This window comes from Flavobacteriales bacterium (genome assembly GCA_016712535.1).
GTDB lineage: Bacteria > Bacteroidota > Bacteroidia > Flavobacteriales_F > PHOS-HE28 > PHOS-HE28.
This window is the reverse complement of the sequence record JADJQW010000003.1, coordinates 265,001-286,410: the sequence shown is the minus strand read 5'-3', so window position 1 is coordinate 286,410 and position 21,410 is coordinate 265,001. Positions and strand designations below refer to the sequence as shown.

At 60.7% G+C, this 21,410-nt stretch carries 17 protein-coding genes, 2 tRNA genes and 2 rRNA genes (1 of these 21 cut by a window edge); 11 read left to right on the top strand and 10 right to left on the bottom strand.

The genetic code is table 11. The features are described from left to right. Positions 1 to 39: 39 nt before the first annotated feature. Genes IPK70_11380 through IPK70_11370 form a run of 3 tightly spaced genes read right to left on the bottom strand, consistent with a single transcriptional unit; the run spans position 40 to position 3,412 of the window. On the bottom strand, positions 40 to 1,452 hold the full coding sequence (locus IPK70_11380) for a T9SS type A sorting domain-containing protein (GenBank protein ID MBK8227760.1): 1,413 nt from the start codon (positions 1,450 to 1,452) through the stop codon (positions 40 to 42). Positions 1,453 to 1,506: 54 nt separating this feature from the next. After that, entirely contained in the window at positions 1,507 to 2,853 is a 1,347-nt protein-coding gene (locus IPK70_11375) for a hypothetical protein (protein ID MBK8227759.1), read from the bottom strand. A 58-nt stretch (positions 2,854 to 2,911) separates the two neighbouring features. Continuing rightward, positions 2,912 to 3,412, bottom strand: coding sequence for a GNAT family N-acetyltransferase (locus IPK70_11370; GenBank protein MBK8227758.1), 501 nt, complete (start codon positions 3,410 to 3,412; stop codon positions 2,912 to 2,914). A gap of 84 nt (positions 3,413 to 3,496) precedes the next feature. Between IPK70_11370 and IPK70_11365 the strand changes: the two genes are divergently transcribed. Further along, positions 3,497 to 3,910, top strand: coding sequence for a hypothetical protein (locus IPK70_11365; protein ID MBK8227757.1), 414 nt, complete (start codon positions 3,497 to 3,499; stop codon positions 3,908 to 3,910). Positions 3,911 to 3,940: 30 nt separating this feature from the next. Here IPK70_11365 and IPK70_11360 read toward each other — a convergent pair whose 3' ends face one another. The 4 genes from IPK70_11360 to IPK70_11345 form a co-directional block, all read right to left on the bottom strand. Further along, positions 3,941 to 5,287 carry a PQQ-dependent sugar dehydrogenase gene (locus IPK70_11360; GenBank protein ID MBK8227756.1) on the bottom strand — a complete coding sequence of 449 codons (1,347 nt, stop codon included), beginning with the start codon at positions 5,285 to 5,287 and terminating at the stop codon, positions 3,941 to 3,943. A gap of 107 nt (positions 5,288 to 5,394) precedes the next feature. After that, on the bottom strand, positions 5,395 to 6,105 hold the full coding sequence (locus IPK70_11355) for a phosphodiester glycosidase family protein (protein ID MBK8227755.1): 711 nt from the start codon (positions 6,103 to 6,105) through the stop codon (positions 5,395 to 5,397). Between the two features lie 35 nt (positions 6,106 to 6,140). Next, positions 6,141 to 7,904 (bottom strand): hypothetical protein, encoded by a 1,764-nt coding sequence (locus IPK70_11350; GenBank protein MBK8227754.1) that lies wholly within the window; start codon positions 7,902 to 7,904, stop codon positions 6,141 to 6,143. Between the two features lie 54 nt (positions 7,905 to 7,958). Further along, positions 7,959 to 10,484 carry a TonB-dependent receptor gene (locus IPK70_11345; protein ID MBK8227753.1) on the bottom strand — a complete coding sequence of 842 codons (2,526 nt, stop codon included), beginning with the start codon at positions 10,482 to 10,484 and terminating at the stop codon, positions 7,959 to 7,961. A 101-nt stretch (positions 10,485 to 10,585) separates the two neighbouring features. Here IPK70_11345 and IPK70_11340 point away from each other — a divergent pair, with 101 nt between their 5' ends. From IPK70_11340 to tpx, 3 genes are all read left to right on the top strand, one after another. Beyond that, complete coding sequence (locus IPK70_11340; GenBank protein MBK8227752.1) at positions 10,586 to 10,759, top strand: Lacal_2735 family protein; 174 nt, start codon at positions 10,586 to 10,588, stop codon at positions 10,757 to 10,759. Between the two features lie 29 nt (positions 10,760 to 10,788). Beyond that, positions 10,789 to 13,044, top strand: a complete 2,256-nt coding sequence (gene purL / locus IPK70_11335) for a phosphoribosylformylglycinamidine synthase subunit PurL (protein ID MBK8227751.1) — start codon at positions 10,789 to 10,791, stop codon at positions 13,042 to 13,044. 82 nt (positions 13,045 to 13,126) lie between these two features. After that, positions 13,127 to 13,609 carry a thiol peroxidase gene (tpx, locus tag IPK70_11330; GenBank protein ID MBK8227750.1) on the top strand — a complete coding sequence of 161 codons (483 nt, stop codon included), beginning with the start codon at positions 13,127 to 13,129 and terminating at the stop codon, positions 13,607 to 13,609. On the opposite strand, the gene IPK70_11325 is transcribed toward tpx, so the two are convergent. Then, the gene (locus IPK70_11325) at positions 13,606 to 13,995 is read right to left on the bottom strand and encodes a hypothetical protein (GenBank protein MBK8227749.1); all 390 of its coding nucleotides are present in this window, start codon (positions 13,993 to 13,995) and stop codon (positions 13,606 to 13,608) included. The genes tpx and IPK70_11325 overlap by 4 nt on opposite strands. After that, positions 13,988 to 14,551 (bottom strand): sigma-70 family RNA polymerase sigma factor, encoded by a 564-nt coding sequence (locus IPK70_11320; GenBank protein ID MBK8227748.1) that lies wholly within the window; start codon positions 14,549 to 14,551, stop codon positions 13,988 to 13,990. Before IPK70_11320 ends, IPK70_11325 begins: the two co-directional genes overlap by 8 nt. Before the next feature lie 182 nt (positions 14,552 to 14,733). On the opposite strand from IPK70_11320, the gene IPK70_11315 reads away from it, so the two are divergent. Beyond that, positions 14,734 to 15,093 (top strand): hypothetical protein, encoded by a 360-nt coding sequence (locus IPK70_11315; protein MBK8227747.1) that lies wholly within the window; start codon positions 14,734 to 14,736, stop codon positions 15,091 to 15,093. 74 nt (positions 15,094 to 15,167) lie between these two features. Then, positions 15,168 to 15,962, top strand: coding sequence for a monofunctional biosynthetic peptidoglycan transglycosylase (mtgA, locus tag IPK70_11310; GenBank protein ID MBK8227746.1), 795 nt, complete (start codon positions 15,168 to 15,170; stop codon positions 15,960 to 15,962). Positions 15,963 to 16,212: 250 nt separating this feature from the next. On the opposite strand, the gene IPK70_11305 is transcribed toward mtgA, so the two are convergent. After that, positions 16,213 to 17,010 (bottom strand): mechanosensitive ion channel family protein, encoded by a 798-nt coding sequence (locus IPK70_11305; protein ID MBK8227745.1) that lies wholly within the window; start codon positions 17,008 to 17,010, stop codon positions 16,213 to 16,215. Positions 17,011 to 17,221: 211 nt separating this feature from the next. Here IPK70_11305 and IPK70_11300 point away from each other — a divergent pair, with 211 nt between their 5' ends. The 5 genes from IPK70_11300 to IPK70_11280 form a co-directional block, all read left to right on the top strand. Beyond that, on the top strand, positions 17,222 to 17,929 hold the full coding sequence (locus IPK70_11300) for an SDR family oxidoreductase (GenBank protein MBK8227744.1): 708 nt from the start codon (positions 17,222 to 17,224) through the stop codon (positions 17,927 to 17,929). Between the two features lie 353 nt (positions 17,930 to 18,282). Further along, positions 18,283 to 19,805: ribosomal RNA gene (locus IPK70_11295) — 16S ribosomal RNA — on the top strand. Positions 19,806 to 19,914: 109 nt separating this feature from the next. After that, positions 19,915 to 19,991: transfer RNA gene (locus IPK70_11290), tRNA-Ile, on the top strand. A 13-nt stretch (positions 19,992 to 20,004) separates the two neighbouring features. Then, positions 20,005 to 20,081, top strand: a tRNA-Ala gene (locus IPK70_11285). A gap of 114 nt (positions 20,082 to 20,195) precedes the next feature. Beyond that, positions 20,196 to 21,410, top strand: a 23S ribosomal RNA gene (locus IPK70_11280); it runs 1,666 nt beyond the window's last position. Together the 16S and 23S rRNA genes with 2 tRNA genes alongside form the textbook arrangement of a ribosomal RNA operon.

The following is a 21,410-nucleotide window of genomic DNA, read 5'->3' as shown; positions in this document are numbered from 1 at the left end:
GTTGCCGAGCACTGACCAGTTCGGTCCGGCCCATTCGGCTCATGGCACCGTGACGAATGGAAATGACCTCTGCCATCGTTCACCACGGATGCGCAACACGTAACTCCCTGCGGACAGGCCCTGTAGCGGGATGCTCGTGAGCTGCGAGCCTGTGGCGTTCGCGCGCAGGACCAGTTGCCCCGCAGCATCGAGCACATCGAATCGCAACCGAGGCTCGCCCGCCATCGCACGGACGTGCAATACCTCCGACGCTGGATTGGGGAAGACCTGGCACTCCGGCGCACTGCCCCATCCCATGCCTGTTGTGGTGCAGGTCTCGAAGGCCCCTGCATCCAGCGTAGCGTGCTGGCATCGCAGCGTCCCATTCACCGGATGCACGTACTCGTACCACGCCACGAGCGGATAGCCACTCGAGGCAACACCTGCGGGATAGGCGATGGCATGCGCCGGTGATGAAGCGGTGATGTGGTAGTCGTAGTTCACTGCATCGGCGAAGCCCACCGAAGCGATGCTCGTCGTGCGCAGGTTCCCGAGCGTATCGATGCTCGTAGGCCACGCGCTCATGTAGCTGCCTCCGCCAGCGAGGATGTTGCCATACGACTTGAAGAACACGTTGGCCGGTGCTTGGAAGAAGCTGCCGTTGGCCTTCTCGTTCACCAGCGTGTTCTCCACTGCGTACAGTTCATGCGGACCGGGATTGCTCGTGCCCTCCATCCCGAAGCCCACCATGTTGCTGTTCTGGCTCTGCAAGCCTTGTTGGATCACGTTCCCGATCAGGTAGGCCTGGCCGCCGTTGGGCAGGTCGATCTCGCGGCTCGCGGTGCCGTCGCTCTCGTTGCTGAAGCGATTGTACTCGATCACGTTCACCCACGCACGGCTCTTCAGCTCGTGGCCCACATCGGCGTGGTGGCTGTAGTTGTAACGGAAGATCAGCGAGTCTACATGGCCGATGTACAGGTTGTGCGAGTAGCCGTCGCCGTAGCCGTGATGCCCGAACTCGCTGTACTCGATGCGCACCGTGCTCGGGTGGTACTCGCCGCAGAGGATCCCGTTCTCGTTGTGGTGGAACCAGCAATGGCGCACGGTGAGTTTCAATCCTTCGAGCCGGATGCCCGCGCCGTTGTGATCGGGCACCTGGCACTCGCTGAACTCGATCCATTCCACGGTGGTGTTGTCGCCTTGGATCACCCAGATCGCCTTGCCGCCCCAGCTGAGTCCATTGCTCTCCAGATGCGCGAAGCCGCCCACGCCGCGCAGCACGAGGTTGTCGGCCTGCCAGCGCGCCACATCACTGGGGTACACGCCCGCTTCAATGTTCACGGTATCGCCATCGCCAACGAGCGTGGAGACCTGGCTCGGCAGGGTGTAGGTCTGGCCGGGCCCGATGGTCCAGGTGGTGGCATGCGCGCGCAGTGCGCAGCACATCATCAGCGGCAGGAGGGTGCGCAGCACGTTTCCAAAGTAAGGCAATGCCTGCGCACGCTCATTGCCGCATCGGCTGCTGCTTCAATACGGGTACACCTGAGACTTGCGCACATTCGTCGGCGTGCTGCCACCGATGTTTAACAGGATGGGGTCGCGGTCATTGTTGGCGCCCACGTATTTAACCATGCCGTCCAGGTTCACATCTGCTTGGTGGTAACCGGTGATGGTGGCCGTTGGCGTTGCTCCACCCACCGCGAGCAGGATGGGGTCGCGGTCGTTCCATTGCCCCACATAGTAAAGGCCCTTCAAGACCAGTGCGCCCTGCTCCACGTTGCCGCTCCACAGCACGCGCGCGCTTCCGATGGATTTGAGCGGCTGGTCGTTGAACGGCGCCGGGCGCGAGAAGCACGCGAGCGCCGAGGTCCTGAAGTCGATGGTGAAAGGCGTGCTGTTCAGCGGAACAGCGAAGGTGTTCATCACGGGCAGGTGGTTGCGGTGGCGCACCACCACATGGTAGTTGCCCGGCCCGGTGGCGAAGGTCACGGGCGAGACCCCATCCACGTCCACGATGTCCCCGTCGCGCTGGATCAGCGCATTGCGCTTGGAAACGAGCGTCGTGGCGCCATCGGGATATGGCCCCAGATGCAGCTCCAGACGCACCCAGTCCACGATGGCGTTGCTTCCGGTCGATGCGAGGACCGAAGGCTGCACGGTCTCGGTGCCGGGGCCATCCTGGAATACCGCGCCGTTCGGTTCGCTGAGCGGGATATACCCCGCCGCGCGCAGGTCGTCGCGCATAAGGTTCTGGGCCGCCACATAGGCCCCTTCGAGCCAGGCCTTGGCGCTCAGCTGGACACCGGTACCGCTCAGCGCGATGTTCACGTTGTCGATCAGCACATGGCCGTTCGTGTTGTTGAAGGCATGTCCGCCCAGGAATAGAACGGGCGTGACGCCCGGCGGGAAACCGGCGAGGGTGCAGGTCAGGAAGCTCGGCGTCCAGTCAGCGCTGGCGCCACCGAAGTTCACATAGGCGCAGTCGCCGGTGGAATACTGCAGATCGCCCGAGGCATCGAGCCACCCGAGCACGAGGACCGACCCGACCCATTGCTCATCACCCGGAACGTCGGGCTCCGCCTTCACCCATGCGCTGACCTGCAGCACGGTGCCATTCTGAGCGCCAACCAAGGGCTGGTAGATCATGGGCTGGACCAGTTCTTGGATCCAGCAATCCATGGGTGTGGCGGACAAGCATCGGATGCGTGCACTCATGTCGCCTCCGTAGGGCGGCGCATCGAAGGAGACCCCCGTTCCGTCCGGGCACAGGGTCTGCCAGCCAGTCAGACCATTCTCGAAGCCGGAGTTGACCAACTGGGCACGGAGCCCTTGGGCCAGCTGAATCGCAATGAGCAACAGGACTGAGCACCTCATGCTGCAGTGACGCCAAAGCGCCGTAGGGTTGCCGGTGATCCGGCTCATCGTGGACGGGTCATCGCCTTATCGCATAGATCCATTCATCCTCCACCCTTCCGTTCTTCACCAAGGTGCCTTCGAGCTTCGCCTCAAGCGTGAAGCCCGCTTTCTCCATGGTTCGCTGCGATGCGATGTTCCTTCCGAAGGTGGTGCCGAAGATCCTCGTCACTTCCGGGAACTCCACGAAACCGAGCGCGACCATCTGCTTCAGCGCATCAGCCATGATGCCCTGGCCGCGATAGGGCTTGCCGAGCCAGAAGCCCACTTCCATGTTGCGCCGCCACAGATCCTGACGCGGGTGCAGCCCAATGGCCCCGCAGGCCTCGCCGTTGATGTCGATCGCTCGCCGGAAGGGAAGGCGCTGCGCGCACTCCGCGATGAATGCATGGCCATGCTCCTCGGTGTACGGGTGCGGGAAGGCATCGCTCAGGAAGGCCGCGATCGTCGGGTCATTGGCATGGCGGACCAACGCCGCCAGATCATCACTTCGGAAAGGCCTCAATGCGAATGCGGGCATGGCGCCAAACTAGCGCCATGCCCGCATTCCCCAGTCCGCGCCTTGCTAGCGCAGGTGCAGGTACATCGCGGGATCCTTGGGACAGTGCATCGGGCAGGGCGCGGACCCGACCAGGATGTCCTCAACGCCGCCTACTGTGGTGGCCGCGTCATCAGAGATCCTGACCGGCGCCAGCTCAAAGCTCCAGCCGGCATCGGTGGTGCGCCGGTCAACGAGGCCGATGCCGCTGGCATCCACACCGGCCCCATGGTGGCCGGCATCGTAGGCGACAGCAAGTTCCAGTACGACATCTGGGGCGATACGGTGAACACAGCGTCGCAAACGGAATCGGCCGGCGCCGTGGGCGAGGTGAACATCAGCGAGGCCACCTTCAACCTCCTCAAGGATGAACCGGGCCTCTCATTCTCGCCGCGAGGCCGCGTGGCGGTCAAGAGCAAGGGCGAGATGGCGATGTTCTTCGCGCGCCGAAAGGACGGAACCGCCCACACAGGAGAATAGCCCGGATCGGCTGCGCCTATATGAGCGCATTCAACGCTTGATCACCCGTTCGCAACGGCCGTCGCCAAGCCGAACCGCATAAGCACCGGAAGGGAGCGCTCCGACATCGAACACGAAACGGTCGCCCATGCGCAACGGCAGCAAGCCCGCGCTTCGCCCCAAGGCATCAAGCAATTCCACCTGTGCATCCGCTGCTGCATCCGGAACGGAAACCGTCAGGCGGTCGGTCATCGGATTGGGCCATGCGCGCAATGCATCCAATGCAACAGCGGATTCGGAGCTCGCGGTAGCATCGTCCGCGCGCACCCATCGGATCCGCGCCTCCTGCCGGTCATTGGTGATCAGATAGAAGCTGCCATCGGGCCGTATCGCGATGTCGCGATTGCGCACCATGGCATCGAAGGCGCCCCCTTGCAGGTATTCCTGCGAGAGAACGGTATCCAGCTCGGCATTGAAGCCGAAGAGCATCAGGCCCCGGTGCCAAAGGATGCAGGTGATCAGCTTGTCCTGCATCTCGGGAATGGCATCGCTGCTGTAGAACTCACAGCCTGATGGCGGATGCGTGTAGGTGGCGATGGGCCGCGTGTACGAATAGGTGGCGGAGGCACAGGTGTCCGGGATGAGGAAGCAGCTCAACCCATCGTAGTAAGGGTAGCCGTGATCCTCGTTCGCTTGCAGCAGGTTGATCTCATTGCCCTGGAACAGCTGGCCGTGCTCAGTATTCACCACGGCGCCATTGGGCAGCATGGCCAGGCCCTGCGGATTGCGATGCCCCCAGGTCCAAGTGTGATCCGGCCTTGGATTGTCGGGCGGAACACCGCCATCCGGGGCGAAGCGCAGGGTCTTGCCCACGGGCGAGAACAATGTGTCCGGACCATTGAGCCAATAATCAGCGGTGGTAACGAGCACGTTGCCCGTGGTGTCGAAGAGCACCCGCCCACCAGCATGCTCGCCGGCATGGTAATAAGTGAAGAGAACTTCTTCCCCAACGATGGTGTCATTGATCGCATCGTAAGAGAAGCGCGAGACCTCGCACTGCAGGCTTCCGCCATAATAGGAGCCGGTATCGAACACGGCCATGATGATCGGCGTGTCCGGGAAATCGGGATGCAGGGCCATGCCCAGGCCGTTGCCGTATCCGCGGTCGATGAGCGTGTCCATCACATCGGTCACCGGATCCCAGCGCGTGATCAAGGGGCCATCGGTCATCCACAAACGGTCATCCGGCCCCCACAGGATCTCCCATGGGATGTTCACGCGGCTGCTGTCCACCACTTCATCGATGAGCAGCGTGGTGCTGCCGAGGGCGTAGGTGAGCTGGGCGCTGGAGGACGTCCACAGGAAGAGCGAGACGACGATGAGCAGGTGCTTCCGCATGGACATGGTTCGTGAGCCGATCAGCCTTGTGACGTGAGCTGAATCGGAGCCGGTGTCCCGGAAACAGGCTGGGGCGATGCTCCTGCCATCTGATCGAGCGCAGATCGCTATCGCTTGGTCACCGAGATCAGCGGGCCCAGTTGCCCATCCAATTGCCGCAGGCCTTGCGCGGGCATGTACGCCTTGCTCACGAAGCCGTCGAGATAGAGCGCGTCCACGCAGCCCTGGGCCAGGAAGAAGGCCGCGAAATCGTGGAAGTTCACCGGCTCCTTCGAGATCGCGAAGACCAGATGGCCATCCTTGCGGATGCCCACGCCATTCCGCAGATGCACGTTGGTGGACCCTTTGGTGAATTGCTTGTTCATCGCACCATCGATCACGAGCATCGGCCCCGATTGCGTGGCGCAGCGCACCTCGGCCAGCACAGGGTACTTCTCCGAGGTGCAGATGAAGGCCGTATGGTCCGGCCGAACGGCGAAGACCCCGTTCGGCTGCATGTAGAAATTCCCGGTGGTCTCCGTGCGCCGGTTCAGCGGCTTCAGCTTCTTCCCGCCCTCCACATACAAGCCCATGGGCGAGCGATCGCCCAGGAACATGCCGGCGTTCATCGCAACGAGCACCTCGCGGCCCTTGCCCTCCAATTCCTTCACGAGCGGCGCCAGTTTCCGGTACAGGCTATCGCGGCCGTCCCTCAAGTGCAGGTTGATCTCGGCCTTCGCCGGATCCACCACGGTGAATGCGAAACGCGTGTCCTGCGCGAATGAGGGCGAGAAGAGCGCGGCAGTGACAACGAATGCGAGAAGATGCAGGCGGGGCATGGCAATCATCGGGTCAGAATAATGCAATCAGCTGGTCATCTCTGAACAACAAGCCGACAAGTTTCGACGCCATTGGCAGTATGAAGACCGAGCCAGTAAAAGCCTATTGGAATATCCGCTAGCGGAATCCAAACCTCTTTCGATCCGGTTTGCCCAATCAAGCGCTTGATGCTTCCATCAGTTGCGAACATATGAACTGCCAACAACGGATCAGATGCGGATACCCATACTCCTGCGTCAGCCGGCTGCGGATAGATTCGGGAGCCATTGGGTGACCCGTCGGCATATGATGTGGAACTGACCAAAAGGTCGAGACAGGTCGTGGCCGTATCGCATGGGCTCGATATGGTCAAACACACTTCATGCAGGCCCATTGAGTCGAAGACATGAGTGATATCGGATTCGGAGCCGCCAAAACTCCATTGAAGCATTCCGTTGCCCGACGAAGTGCTGTGGAACTCCCAAACTTGTGGATTCTCAGTGGGGTTCGCGTTGAACACCGCGCTCACCGGGAATGGGCAACACATGAATTCTCGATCAACAGTCCAAAAGGCGGGGGGCGTGGGTGAGTCGCTTAGGACGAATCCCGCCGACTTGGTGCATACCACGGATTCAATTGACGGAACTACGCTCTGCCAGGCGACTGGTACTTGAAATCCACTACAAACTGACTCCAAGGCATCTGAGCTCGTCCGCACCCCGTAAATCCTCCATGGGGTCGAAGCACCTGTCATTAAATAGCCGTCTTGTGTGGTTCGCTCGAACGAAGCGACGCTCTCATTCGCATCCGTTCCATAAACCCGGTCTCCGATAAGTAAGCCATCTGCGTTGAAGTGAATCACAATGGCATCTCTTCCTCCATGACCATTGAATCCAGAAGTTGTGCCAGCGCCCGCAGCAAACATCCCGGGTCCTGCAGCGCAAATTCCCTTGAAGCCATGGGTTTCATGCAGTAGGCGGGTCCATTGATGAACGCCCGCTGACGAGAACTTCATGATGAAGCCTCTGTAGTACACGCCGCTAAAACCGTATGCTGAGTGGCTGCCTCCCACATAACAATCTCCCGTTGCTGCATCCACGTGTGCACACCATGCAGCCTCGGAGCCCCCAAGGTCAATCCGCAACGACCAGAGCTCGTTGTCATCAGAATCTATTCGTACCAAAGTGATATCGGTGGTATTGGTCCCAGCCACACGAGACTCGCCTACCAGTAGCACTTCGCCGTTAGAAGTAGGCGATGCATATCGAGACAGCTCATCATGTGGCCCCCCTAGCGTCACGGCTGAAATGAGCGAACCATCGCCACTCATTCTCACCATGGCGTGATTCAGACCTAACGAATCTACTCGCGCGAAGCCAGCAAGAATGATAGTATCGTTGACGACAACTGCAGAATGCAGGCCATTACTTAACGCATTCACGTCGATTCGCTGCTCCCACAGCAGCGCCCCGCCGCTTGAGATTCTTCGGACAAGAGCATCCGAAGAGCTCGAAAAGTGAGGGCCCCCAGTAGCTAGAATCAGGTCGCCATTGAGGACAGCCAGCCCTGGACCTTGCATTGGTCCGCCGAAGGGCAACCACTTCGACCAAAGCATCCCACCTACTGAATCCGTCTTGATGACTATCGTCCCGCTATTCCCGTTACCCCCGAAATAGAAATTACCCGTGCCGTCGCAAATCGCATGGGAAGGAGACGGCATTGACGATCCAGCGGTCAGAAAAAACTCGCTGCTGACTTGCCCGTGCGCGCGCCCAAGTGCGAATACCATCGCTAAACCCATGGCTAATCTGACCGACATAGAACAAAACTATCACCTGCACCCTGCATTCATTCAGCGCTCGTCGCGAATTCCTCAGAACCACGCGATCAGCTTCAGGTTGTACCGCCGTGGCGTGAGGAAATCGGGGATGGAGTATTGCCGTCCGGTGACGTCGGTGATCCACGTGTGGTTGGCGACGTTGTTGATGTTGAGCAGGTTGAAGACCTCGGCGGTGAGCCAGAGGTCCTTCACATGCCGGCGCCAGCCGCTGCGGTTCTGCCCTTCGGCGCCGAGGAATTGCTTGCTGAAGCCGATGTCCACGCGGCGATAGAGGCTGGTGCGCAGCGTATCGGCGTAGCGGTTGTTGTTGGGCGGGCCGAAGGGCAGGCCGGTGCCGAAGGCGAGGTTCACGTGCACCTTGGCCGTGGGCCAGCGCGGGAACTCATCCTGGAAGAAGAAGGCCACGTTCACGCGCTGATCGGTGGGGCGCGGGATGAAGCCAGGTTCCACGCGCGAGCTGTCCACCGCCACGTTGTCGCGCGTGTAGCCGGGGAAGATGGTGTCGCCCGCTGCGTTGAAGCGCCAGTAGAAGAAGTCGTCCTTCAGGTCTTCGCGCGCGCTCAATACGCCGATGCTCATCCAGCTGTCGATCCCGTCGATGAACTGCCCGGCGAGCTTCACATCCAATCCGGTGGCGTAGCCCTTGGCGTTGTTGGTGCCGTAGTAGCGGATGCGGATGTTGTCCACCTCGTAGGGGATCAGGTCATCCATGGCCTTGTAATACGCTTCGGCGGTGAAGCGGAAGGGCCGCTCCCAGATCTCGAACCAGCGGTCCATGCCCAGCAGCGCGTGGATGCTCCGCTGCGCGCGGATATCCGGGTTCAGGGTGCCATCGAGCATGCGCATCTCGCGGTAGAAGGGCGGCTGGTAGTACAGGCCACCCGCCAACCAGAAGCTGTAGTCGCGGTCCACGACCGAATCGGGGCGGATCACCTTCTTCCAGCCCGGATGCCACACCAGCCGCACGCGCGGACTGGCCACCACTTGCCCGTTGTAGCTCCAGTGCTGCGCGCGCGCTCCGGCCACCAGGCTCAACCAGCGGTCGGTGCTGTCCTTGCTCTCCCAACGCCAGGTGCTCTGCAGATAGGCGCTGCTGCGCACGCTCTGCACATCGAGGTCGGCGCGCAAGGTGTTCTGCAGGTAGAGGTCCTCGCCCGTGTTCAGCGGCACGCTGAAGTCGGCGCTGTCGAGCAGGTACCATTCGTTGAGGCGGTCGCTGATGGTCTCCACCCGCGAGTCGAGGCCCCATTGCACGTAGCTCTTCGGACGTTGGAGGTAGCCTTTGTGCGCCACGGTGTAAACCGACGCATCGAGCTGGTTGCGCGCATGATCCAGGTAGGTGCCGATGCCGAGGTCGCGGACCACCTCGCCGAACTGCTCGCTGCCGAGGTCGCGTTCCAATTCGCCCAAACGGTACTGGCCTTGGATGGTGAAGCGCTCGCTCTCGGATGTGGAATAGGCGCTGGTGATGAACTTCAACAAGAGGTCCTTGCTCGCCTGCACATTCAGGTTGAGCGCACCGAAGTAGGTCTCGAACTGCGTGCGCTCCTGCCCATCGAAATAGACGGTGAAGCGCAAGGCCTGATTGAAGGGGCCGAACTCCGTCTCGCGATCGTCGGGCACCAAGGTGTACTGGTTGCGCGAGTAGAGGCCGAGGAAGCCGAGCTCCACATTGGGCGTGAGGTCGTAGGTCCAATAGGTCTGCGCATCGGTGTACACCGGCCGGTAATCGCCCTTCACATCGCCACCACCGAGCAGGAGCTGGTTGGTACGGTAGCGGATGCCGGTGACATGCCGCAGGCGCATCTTCAGCATGGCGTCCTCCACATGCACTGCGCCGCCGAGCAAACTGGCCATGGCGCTGCCGCCGAACTGGCGCGGCCGACGGTACTTGATGTCGAGCACGCTGCTCATCTTGTCGCCGTAGCGCGCCTCGAAGCCGCCTGCGCTGAAGGTGATGCGCTCGATCATGTCGGGATTCGGGAAGCTGAGGCCCTCCTGCTGACCAGCGCGCACCAGGAAGGGGCGGTATACCTCGATGTCGTTCACGTACACCAGGTTCTCATCGAAGTTGCCGCCACGTACGCTGTAGCCGCTGCTCAGCTCGTTGCGCATCACCACGCCGAGTTGTCCGCCCAGCAAGGCCTCCACGCCGCCGAGGGGCGAAGGGTTGAAGCGCGCCAGCTTCGGGTCGATGCGATCGACGCCTGTCTCGCGGATGATGCGCGTGGCCTCCACATCGATCTGCCGCAGCGTGATGAAGCGCAGCTTGGCATTCAGCACGCGCACTTCGCCGGGTTCCAGGACAACCTCTTCCGTGTACGCCTGCGCGCCGGTGAAGCTGAACTGCACCTTCAGCGAGCGTCCGGCAGGGACCTCGATCCGGTAGGCCCCTTGATCATCGCATGCGGTGCCAAGGCCGGTGCCGATCACGCTCACGTTCGCCAGCGGAAGCGTCACCCCGTTCGGGTCGCTCACGGTGCCGCGCAGCGTGGCCGTTGCTTGCGCCCATAGCCATTGAACCGGGAGCAGCAGGACGAACGAGAGGAATAAGCGCATCAAAGGATTGCCTGCCGCTGGCAGGGCGGCAAAGTAACGGGGATGGGCCGGGTGTGGTATGCGGCCCGCGAACCATCGCCGCTCGCCGTTGTTCCGGTGGCATGCTGAACCTGTTCAAGCGGAAGACCCCGCGCGAGAAACTCGAGACCGAGTACCGCCGATTGCTGGCCGAAGCGCATCGGCTCAGCACCATCAACCGCGCAGCCAGCGATCGTAAGCGCGCCGAGGCCGAGGCCGTGCTAGAGCAGGTGGAGCGGTTGGCGAAGGAGCCATGAGCTGAAGACGGCGGCTACCTTCGCGGCCCATGTCCACGACCACTGCAAACCCCGACACCGCCCCCGCCGGCGTCGACACCGCGAAGAAGCTCGGCCTGCTGCCCGAGGAGTACGAGAAGATAAAGGGCATCCTGGGCCGCACGCCCAACTTCACCGAGCTGAGCATCTACAGCGCCATGTGGAGCGAGCACTGCTCGTACAAGAACTCCATCAAGCAGCTGAAGACGCTTCCGCGCAGCGGCCCGAAACTGTTGGCCGAGGCCGGACAGGAGAACGCCGGCCTCGTGGACATCGGCGACGGCTGGGCCTGCGCCTTCAAGATCGAGAGCCACAACCACCCCAGCGCCATCGAGCCCTACCAAGGCGCCGCCACGGGCGTGGGCGGCATCAACCGCGACATCTTCACCATGGGCGCGCGGCCCATCGCGCAGTTGAACTCGTTGCGCTTCGGCGACATCAGCAAGGAAGCGAGCAGCCGCTGGCACATGCGCGGCGTGGTGAAGGGCATCGGCGATTACGGTAATGCCTTCGGCGTGCCGGTGCTCGGCGGCGAGGTGTACTTCGATCCCTGCTACACCACCAATCCTTTGGTGAATGCCATGAGCGTGGGCATTGTGCGCACCGACAAGGTGATCAGTGCCACGAGCCACGGCAAGGGCAACCCGGTCTTCATCGTGGGCAGCAGCACCGGCAAGGACGGCATCCATGGCGCCTCCTTCGCCAGCAAGGACATCACTGACACCAGCATGGATGACCTGCCGGCCGTGCAGGTGGGCGATCCCTTCATGGAGAAGCTCCTGCTCGAGGCCTCGCTCGAGCTCGCGCAGACCGATTTGATCATCGGCATGCAGGACATGGGCGCGGCGGGCATCACCTGCAGCACCAGCGAGATGAGCGCGAAGGGCGGCGCGGGCATGGACATCAACCTCGATCTGGTGCCCACGCGCCAGCAAGGCATGCACGCGTGGGAGATCCTGTTGAGCGAGAGCCAGGAGCGCATGCTCGTGGTGGTGAAGAAGGGCCGCGAGGCGGAGGTGAAGGCCATCTTCGACAAGTGGGACCTGAACTGCGTGGAGATCGGCACGGTGACCGAGGGCGACACCCTGCGCTACTACATGCACGGCGAGCTGATCGCTGAAGTGCCGGCGGAGAGCCTCGTTCTCGGCGGCGGCGCACCGGTGTACGAGCGCGAGCAGAAGGAACCCGCCTACATCGCCGAGAACAGGAAGTTCAAGCTCGATGATGTGGACGAGCCGATGGACCTGAAGGCCGTGGCCTACGAACTGCTGGCCAGTCCGAACATCGCGAGCAAGCGCTGGATCAGCGAGCAGTACGACACCATGGTGCGCACGAACAACATGAGCACCAACGCGCCGAGCGATGCGGGCCTAGTTCTGGTGAAAGAGACCGGCAAGGGCCTGGCCGTCACCGTGGATTGCAACAGCCGCTACGTGCATGCCGATCCGCACAAGGGCGCCATGATCGCCGTGAGCGAGGCCGCGCGCAACATCGCCTGCACCGGCGGCGAGCCATGCGGCGTGACCAACTGCCTCAACTTCGGCAATCCTTACGACCCCGAGGTGTACTGGCAATTCGCGCAGGCCATCAAGGGCATGGGCGATGCCTGCCGCGCCTTCGAGGCACCGGTGACAGGCGGCAACGTGAGCTTCTACAACCACACCGTCACGGAGAAGAAGAACATCCCCGTCTTCCCGACGCCCACGATCGGCATGGTGGGCATCGTGCCCGATGTGAGCAAGCGCATGACGCTTGACTTCAAGCAGAAGGGCGACCTGATCTTCCTGCTCGGCAAGGTGGTCGACGATATCGCCTGCAGCGAATACCTCACGCGCATCCACGGCATCGAGCGCTCGCCAGCGCCCTACTTCGACATCGAGGAAGAGAAGCGCCTGCACACCATGCTGCTCATGCTCATCCGCAAGGGGCTCATCAACGCCGCGCACGATGTGAGCGACGGCGGCATCTGGACCGCCTTGGTGGAGATGGCCATGCCACGCCACCTCGGATTCGACGTGGTCACCGACAGCGAGGTGCGTGAGGACAGCTTCCTCTTCGGCGAAGCGCAAGGCCGCGCCATCGTGGCCGTGGACCAGGACAACGAGGACGAATTCCTCGACCTGATGCTCCAGAGCCGCGTGCCCAGCGTGCTGCTCGGCCATGTGACCCAAGGCAAGCTCGTAGTGGACGATGCGCCCTTCGGCACCATCGCCGATGCGAGGCGCACCTACGAGGACGCGATCCCGCGCATCTTGCGTGAACAGTGATCAAGGTTTCTTGTTACCTCAGGTCACTGCGAGCGCAGCGAAGCAGCCTTGATTAGCTGCGCCCGAAATCCACAAGCACGCCATGCCCCAACCTGCTTTCTCCGGCCATCTCCCCCCGATCAATACCCCTGCCCCACTGCTCCGTTACATCAAGGTCGATAGGACCGAAGGCTCGCTTGCGGATCACAAGGGCCATGTGGTTGTGCTATTGATGTTCCCCAGCGTGGATACCAGCACCTGCGCTCTGGAGACCCGCACCTTCAACAAGCTGGCTGCCGGCCTGGGCGCGCATGTCCTTGCCGTTACCGCCGACCTGCACTACGCGATGAAGCGCTTCTGCGCCGCCGAAGGAATCGAGAACGTGGAAGCGGGCAGCGACTTCAGGTACCGCGACGCCGACGGTTGGGGAACGCGCATCGCCGAAGGCGGCATGGGCGGCTTGCTCGGGCGCGTCACCTTCGTCATTGACAAGGAAGGCGTGGTGCGCTACTGCGAAGTGGCTCCCGAGCTGGGCGCAGAGCCGGACTATGAAGCTGCGCTGAACGCCGCGAAGGCACTGCTCTAAGCGGACCTGCTCATGCGCCGCTCGGTGTATTGGCCCAGCAGCGCGAAGAACAAGGCGAGCACCGAAAGGCCGATCGTCCATTGCGGCCACGCACCGTCCGGCACCTGCAATCGGGACACGCCGTCCATCAAGCGATCCATCCACGGCAGCGAATGGCTCGATCCACCGGCACCTGACAAGCTAACGGCGCACAGGGCGAAGATGCCCGCAGCGATCGCGATGGTGACCCATGCGCGCTTGCTGATGAGGGGCGGCACGACCACCGGCTCCGCGATGCGCGTGACAGCCACGCGCGCCATGATCCGATCCGTGAGGTCGCGCTCGGGCCTTGCGTGCCCGGCTGCTTGGAACAGCTTCCGCAGATCGTTGTCGTTCATCTCAGGCATCGTTCAAAAGTAGCGCGCGCGCTTCAGGTCCAAGCTGGCGCTCCATGACCTCCGCCAATTTCTTGCGGGCGCGATGGAGCTTCACTTTCACATTCGACGCCCCCAATCCCGTCACGGTTACGATCTCCTCCACGCTCAGGTCCTCCAGGTAGAAGAAGCTCAGGATCGAGGCATCATCAGCCGGCAGGAGGTTCAATGCGAGGTCCAGTTGGCGCCGCAATTCACCTTGGCCTGAATCCGGATGGCTCTCAGCCGCAGGGTGCTGGGTGAGCTCGTCCACGGTCTCCCCATCGGTCCTCCGGCGCCTGCCGTGGCTGATCGCCGTCCGGTGCGCGATGCTGAAGAGCCAGGTGCTGAACTTCGATGCCCCCGTGAAGCCGCGCAGGTGCTGATAGGCCTTCACGAAGCTGTCCTGCGTGGCCTCCTCGGCATCCTCCGCATTGCGCAGCACGCGGTGGCACACGGTGTACACCATGTGCTGGTACTGGCGCACCAGCTCCGCATAGGCACGGCTGTCGCCTTCCAGGATGCGTGCGATGAGGGGGGCGTGATCCACGGGCGGTGATGTGACGAGCCGTGGGCCCGGCACGGTTACAAAAGCACGAGCGGTACCTGCTTCCCACAAGCGCAGAAGGATGAACGGAGGCCCGCAAGGTCCGCTGGTGGAGGCAGCGCGCCCCGAGCGGGTGTAACCGGTGCACCTCGGGCCGCGTCCGATGAGCACCAACACGAACAACAATGGACAGCCCTGCGTCAGAGATCCTGGTTCCCTTCTTCGGCCTCATCATCCCCTTCGCCACCGCCTTCGGGATCGTGTACATCGTCTTCACCACGCGCCACCGCGAGCGCATGAGCATGATCGATAAGGGCATGGACCCGCTGATCGCGAAACCCGCACCCGACGGCCGACGCGCCATGCGCAATGGGCTGCTCATGGTGGGCATCGGCCTGGGCCTGCTGGCCGGGTGGATCATCCAAAGCACCATGCTCGGACCTGAGAGCGACAATCCGCTGCCATTCTTCATCGGCATTGCTGTTTGCGGCGGGGCGGCGCTCATGGCCTACTACCAGTTCTACGGCCGCAAGCACGAGGGGTAAGCAAGCCTGCGGTAACGGAGGGGGGCTGGTCCGCACGGACCGGCCCCTCTACTTTGGCGGCCGTTTCAAGCCACATGATTCGAGCCGCCTTCCGGATCTTCTTCGCCTTCGTCTGTTGGAGCGTCCTCATCTCGGCATCCTGGGTGGCGCTGCTTGGTGCTGTCAACCCGCCGATCACTTGGGTGATGGTGGAGCAGAGCAGGGAGCAGGAGGGGTTCCACCGGCGCAACGTGCGCTTGGAAGAAATGGCGCGCGCCATGCCGTTGGCCGTGATCAGCAGCGAGGACCAGCGCTTCATGACCCATGGCGGCTTCTCCACGGAGCAGATCAAACGCTCGCTCGGCATGAAGCAGCCGGGCTTCTCCTGGAGCGAGTTCCTGGAAAGCCTGTGGAAGAAGAAGCCGGGCAAACGCGTGAAGGGCGCCAGCACCATCAGTCAGCAGACGGCCAAGAACGTGTTCCTCTGGCCGGGCCGGAGCAAATTGCGCAAGGTGCTGGAGGCTTGGTTCACGGTGCTCATCGAAGCCTTGTGGACCAAGGAGCGCATCCTGGAGGTTTATCTCAACGTGGCGGAGATGGGTAAAGGGGTCTTCGGCGCAGAAGCAGCAGCACAGCATTGCTTCGGCACAACTTCAAAGAAGCTCACACCCGCGCAAGCCGCGTTGATCACCACCACCCTTCCTGCCCCAAGGCGCTTCAATTGCAATGGGCCTTCCGGCTACCTCTTGAACAGGCAGCAATGGGTGCTCCGCCAGATGCGCAACGTGGGCGATGTGCTCGACCCCGAAGTGCTCGCGCGCCGCAAGGCCAAGATCGAGGCCGAGGAGCGGAAGGCGGAGGAGCGCGCCGCGCGGCGCAAAAAGAAGTAGCACTGGTCCGCTATGGACCGTTCAACATCTCCGCAACGGCCTGCGGTCCTCTGCGCCATTGCGTCCTCGATGATCACGCACCACGGAATTCCCTTCCCGCGAAGATGACGGCGCCGCAGGGTGCGCCCGCTGCGCGCAAGGCAAGGTGCAGGAAGTGAAGGTCAAGGCTTGAACTCGCCTTGCAATTCCACCGCCGTCGGGTAGGCGAACGAAAGCCCTTCCTCATTGAAGCGCCGGAGGATCGCCAGGTTCACCATCGAGTGCGCCTCAAAGATGTCCGCGCTCTTCCGGATGAAGCAGATGAAGAGGATGTTGAGGAATATTCCTTGAAGGCACTGAAGGAAATGATGTGCCTTTCCTCGAGGACCACTTGATGGGATGCCACGATCTCCCGCAGCACCTCCATGGCCCGTTCCATCTTCTCCGGAGGGGTTTGGTACACAAGCCCCAACTCGAGCAGGATGCGCCGTGAGGGCTCGTCCGAGACATTCTCGATGATGCTCTCAGTGAACTTCTTGTTCGGAATCACCACGATCGGCCCAGCGAGCGCCTGTATGCGCGTGCTGCGGATCCCTATCTCCTGTACGAACCCATCATGGCCATCCACCCGCACGCGATCACCCGCCTTGAAAGGCTGGTCGGCATAGATGGTGATGCCCCCGAACACATTGGCCACGGTCTCTTGCGCCGCCAGGGCCAGCGCCAATCCACCGATCCCGATGCCCGCCAGCAGGGCCGCCACATCGTATCCTGCATTGTTCAGGGCCACCACGATGCCCAGGCCCCAGACGAGCACCCTAACCACGGCCCGCACGCCCGGCAGCATGCGCGAGGCTTGAACGCGGCTCCGCGATCTGCCCTGAAGCAACTCTTCGGTCACGGTCATGGCAACCCGAGCGATCACCCAAGTGACGGCGAGCGCTACGGCCACGTGGAACACGCGTTCGGCCCAAATCGTGATCCGAAGACCGAACGTCAGCTGCTGGAAACTCGCTACGAAACCGAGCACAGTGATGAGCACCACCACGGGGGCTCGAAGGCGTTCCACTAGCAAATCATCCAAGCGAGTGCTCGTTCGCTTTGCCAATGGCCTCAGCACGGCACCCGCCAAGCGGTATACCACTTGCCCAAGCACCCAAGCCCCCGCCGCGATGGCCGCGGCCCTCAACCAATCATGCAAGCTGTTCTCGGAGGCAAAGGACTGAAGTGGTTCCAGCGGCATATCGCTTCCTTTGAGGGGCGGTCAAAACTATCCACCCATGACGGAGAAGCAGGAAAGCGTATTGGTTACCGGGGCTGGGTCAGGAATCGGGCTTGAAACGGTCAGAGCGCTCTTGGTCCAATCGACCGTTGATATCATCGTCATAGCGCGGAACGGTCGCCAACGGCTTGATGCCGAGCTGCAGGACCATCCAACGCGGATCCACGTGATTGAGCAAGACCTGTTGGCTTCGGACGCCATAGAACAGATCGTCGCCGGCGTCAGCAAGAAACGGCTGGTTGGCCTGGTTCACAATGCCGCAGAGTTGATCAAGGTCGAATTCGGCCAATACGCAAGAGAGGAACTATTGCGGGTCTATGAGATCAATGTGGTCATACCCATGCTCTTGACCCAAGCACTTATTAGCCCGCTCACGGGTCATCCGAACAGTCATGTAGTGAGCATCAGCAGCATGGGCGGCTTCCAGGACAGCACCAAATTCCCGGGCTTGCTAGGATATAGCAGCAGCAAAGCGGCGCTGGCCTGCATGGCCCAATGCCTGGCGGTGGAATTCGCGGAGCATGGCATCAAGAGCAATTGCCTTGCTCTAGGATCGGTTGACACTCCGATGCTCAGGGCCGCTTTCCCTGGATACAAGGCTGCGTCCACCGCTGCAGAGATGGGCACCTTCATCGCCGAATTCACCTTAAAGGGACATAAGGTGTTCAACGGCAAGGTGTTACCGGTGTCGGCAAGCACTCCTTGACAATCGGTCAAGATTTTTTTCACTCTTAGGTTGCTTCGACGGAATAGCCACATACATTTGCGGCCGCTTTCGACGGACGTTCTTTTTCAGGCTGGTGATTGTAGCACGATGGGGAAAGAAATTTTCCACATCCCTTGCAGGTTGAACCTGCAAGACTACATTTGCAGCCCCTCACGCAAAACGATGCGTGCGAGTCGCGAAAGCGGCAGACGAACAAGGTTGGCAAAGGGCTGAAGCCCAGAACCATACGAGTTCTTTGACAGATTGTCTATTCTGAGAACAGCAGGTGTCCTTGTTTTCTGTAAGGAACAACATGAGAGACCTCGTCAACGAACCAGATCAAACACACATTTACAATGGAGAGTTTGATCCTGGCTCAGGATGAACGCTAGCGGCAGGCTTAACACATGCAAGTCGAGGGGCAGCGGGGTGTAGCAATACATCGCCGGCGACCGGCGCACGGGTGCGTAACACGTATGGAATCTGCCCTTTACTGGGGGATAGCCCGGAGAAATCCGGATTAATACCCCATAACAAGCGAGGTGGCATCACCTTGCTTTGAAAGCTCCGGCGGTAAAGGATGACCATGCGCACGATTAGCTAGTTGGTGAGGTAACGGCTCACCAAGGCTACGATCGTTAGGGGGCCTGAGAGGGCTATCCCCCACACTGGTACTGAGACACGGACCAGACTCCTACGGGAGGCAGCAGTGAGGAATATTGCGCAATGGAGGCAACTCTGACGCAGCCATGCCGCGTGCAGGAAGAAGGCGCTACGCGTTGTAAACTGCTTTTATCCGGGAAGAAACCCTCCGACGTGTCGGAGGTTGACGGTACCGGAGGAATAAGCACCGGCTAACTTCGTGCCAGCAGCCGCGGTAATACGAAGGGTGCAAGCGTTATCCGGATTCATTGGGTTTAAAGGGTGCGTAGGCGGAGTGTTAAGTCAGTGGTGAAATCCTGCAGCTCAACTGTAGACTTGCCATTGATACTGACGCTCTTGAGTGCGCTTGAAGTGGGCGGAATGTGCCGTGTAGCGGTGAAATGCTTAGATATGGCACAGAACACCAATTGCGAAGGCAGCTCACTAAGGCGATACTGACGCTGAGGCACGAAAGCGTGGGGATCGAACAGGATTAGATACCCTGGTAGTCCACGCCGTAAACGATGATCACTCGTGATTGGCGATACACAGTCAGTCACCTAGCGAAAGCGTTAAGTGATCCACCTGGGGAGTACGATCGCAAGATTGAAACTCAAAGGAATTGACGGGGGCCCGCACAAGCGGTGGAGCATGTGGTTTAATTCGATGATACGCGAGGAACCTTACCAGGGCTCGAACGCACGACGACAGGGGTGGAAACATCCTCTTCTTCGGACGGCGTGCGAGGTGCTGCATGGCTGTCGTCAGCTCGTGCCGTGAGGTGTCGGGTTAAGTCCCATAACGAGCGCAACCCCTATCTTTAGTTGCCAGCGGGTAATGCCGGGGACTCTAGAGAAACTGCCCGCGTAAGCGGTGAGGAAGGTGGGGACGACGTCAAGTCATCACGGCCCTTACGTCCTGGGCTACACACGTGCTACAATGGCGAGTACAGAGGGAAGCTACCGGGTGACCGGATGCAGATCTTCAAAACTCGTCTCAGTTCGGATCGGAGTCTGCAACCCGACTCCGTGAAGCTGGAATCGCTAGTAATCGCATATCAGCCATGATGCGGTGAATACGTTCCCGGGCCTTGTACACACCGCCCGTCAAGCCATGGAAGCCGGGGGTGCCTGAAGTCGGTGACCGCAAGGAGCTGCCTAGGGCAAAACCGGTGACTGGGGCTAAGTCGTAACAAGGTAGCCGTACCGGAAGGTGCGGCTGGAACATCTCCTTTTTAGAGTAAGTGACAGGTCTCTGCTGATTACACGCAAGTGTGATCTTCGATGCCTGCTGTCTCTCAGATAGACGATTTTTTTTGAACGGTACACCGTTACCTTCTCTCTAGTCCTGTAGCTCAGTTGGTTAGAGCGCTACACTGATAATGTAGAGGTCAGCAGTTCAAATCTGCTCAGGACTACCATGGGACAGGGAACGGGGAATTAGCTCAGCTGGCTAGAGCGCCTGCTTTGCAAGCAGGAGGTCATCGGTTCGACTCCGATATTCTCCACCAGGCCTCGGCATCCGCCGAGGCGGCCCTCCCAAGGGCACCGTTCTTTGACATGTTGTTGGACAGACCAAAACAGACCGAGAAATCGGTCCACCGAGCAATTTGATCTAGTACGATCGAGAAGTTACTAAGGGCGTACGGCGGATGCCTTGGCTCTCAGAGGCGATGAAGGACGCGATAGGCTGCGATAAGCCACGGGGAGGGGCATAATACCCTGTGATCCGTGGATTTCCGAATGGGGCAACCCATCCCGGTGAAGCCGGGATACCCTGCGAAGGGTGCCAACCCAGGGAACTGAAACATCTAAGTACCTGGAGGAAAAGAAAACAAGTAGTGATCCCCCGAGTAGTGGCGAGCGAAAAGGGGACAGCCCAAACCGGAAGCGTTTCGGCGCGGCCGGGGTTGTAGGACCACAACGTGGACTCAGCATGTGTAGTGGAACCCTTTGGAAAGGGGGACCATAGAGGGTGACAGTCCCGTACACGAAATGCATGCTGTACCTAGTGGTATCCTGAGTAAGGCGGGACACGTGAGATCCTGTCTGAATCTGCCAGAACCATCTGGCAAGGCTAAATACTACTGAGAGACCGATAGCGAACCAGTACTGCGAAGGAAAGGTGAAAAGCACCGCGAACAGCGGAGTGAAATAGTCCCTGAAACCGTACGCCTACAAGCGGTCGGAGTCCCTTCGGGGATGACGGCGTGCCTTTTGCATAATGAGCCTACGAGTTGCTCGTCACTGGCAAGGTTAAGGGGTTCAGCCCCGCAGCCGAAGCGAAAGCAAGTCTTAACAGGGCGCTTAGTCAGTGGCGGCAGACGCGAAACCTGAGTGATCTAACCATGGCCAGGATGAAGTCCCGGTAACACGGGATGGAGGTCCGAACTGGTAGACGTTGAAAAGTCTTCGGATGAGCTGTGGTTAGGGGTGAAAGGCTTATCAAACTGGGAGATAGCTCGTACTCTCCGAAATGCATTTAGGTGCAGCCTCGGATGTACTGTCGTGGAGGTAGAGCTACTGATCGGGCTAGGGGGCTTCATCGCCTACCAAACCCGGACAAACTCCGAATGCCACGACATCAGTATCCGGGAGTGAGCGCGCGGGTGCTAAGGTCAGCGCGCGAAAGGGAAATAACCCAGACCATCGGCTAAGGCCCCCAAATGCATGCTAAGTTGATCTAACGAGGTCGGACTGCACTGACAGCTAGGATGTTGGCTTGGAAGCAGCCATTCATTTAAAGAGTGCGTAACAGCTCACTAGTCGAGCGGTCCGGCGTGGATAATGATCGGGCATCAAGCATGCTGCCGAAGCTGTGGGCCCCATTGGGGCGGTAG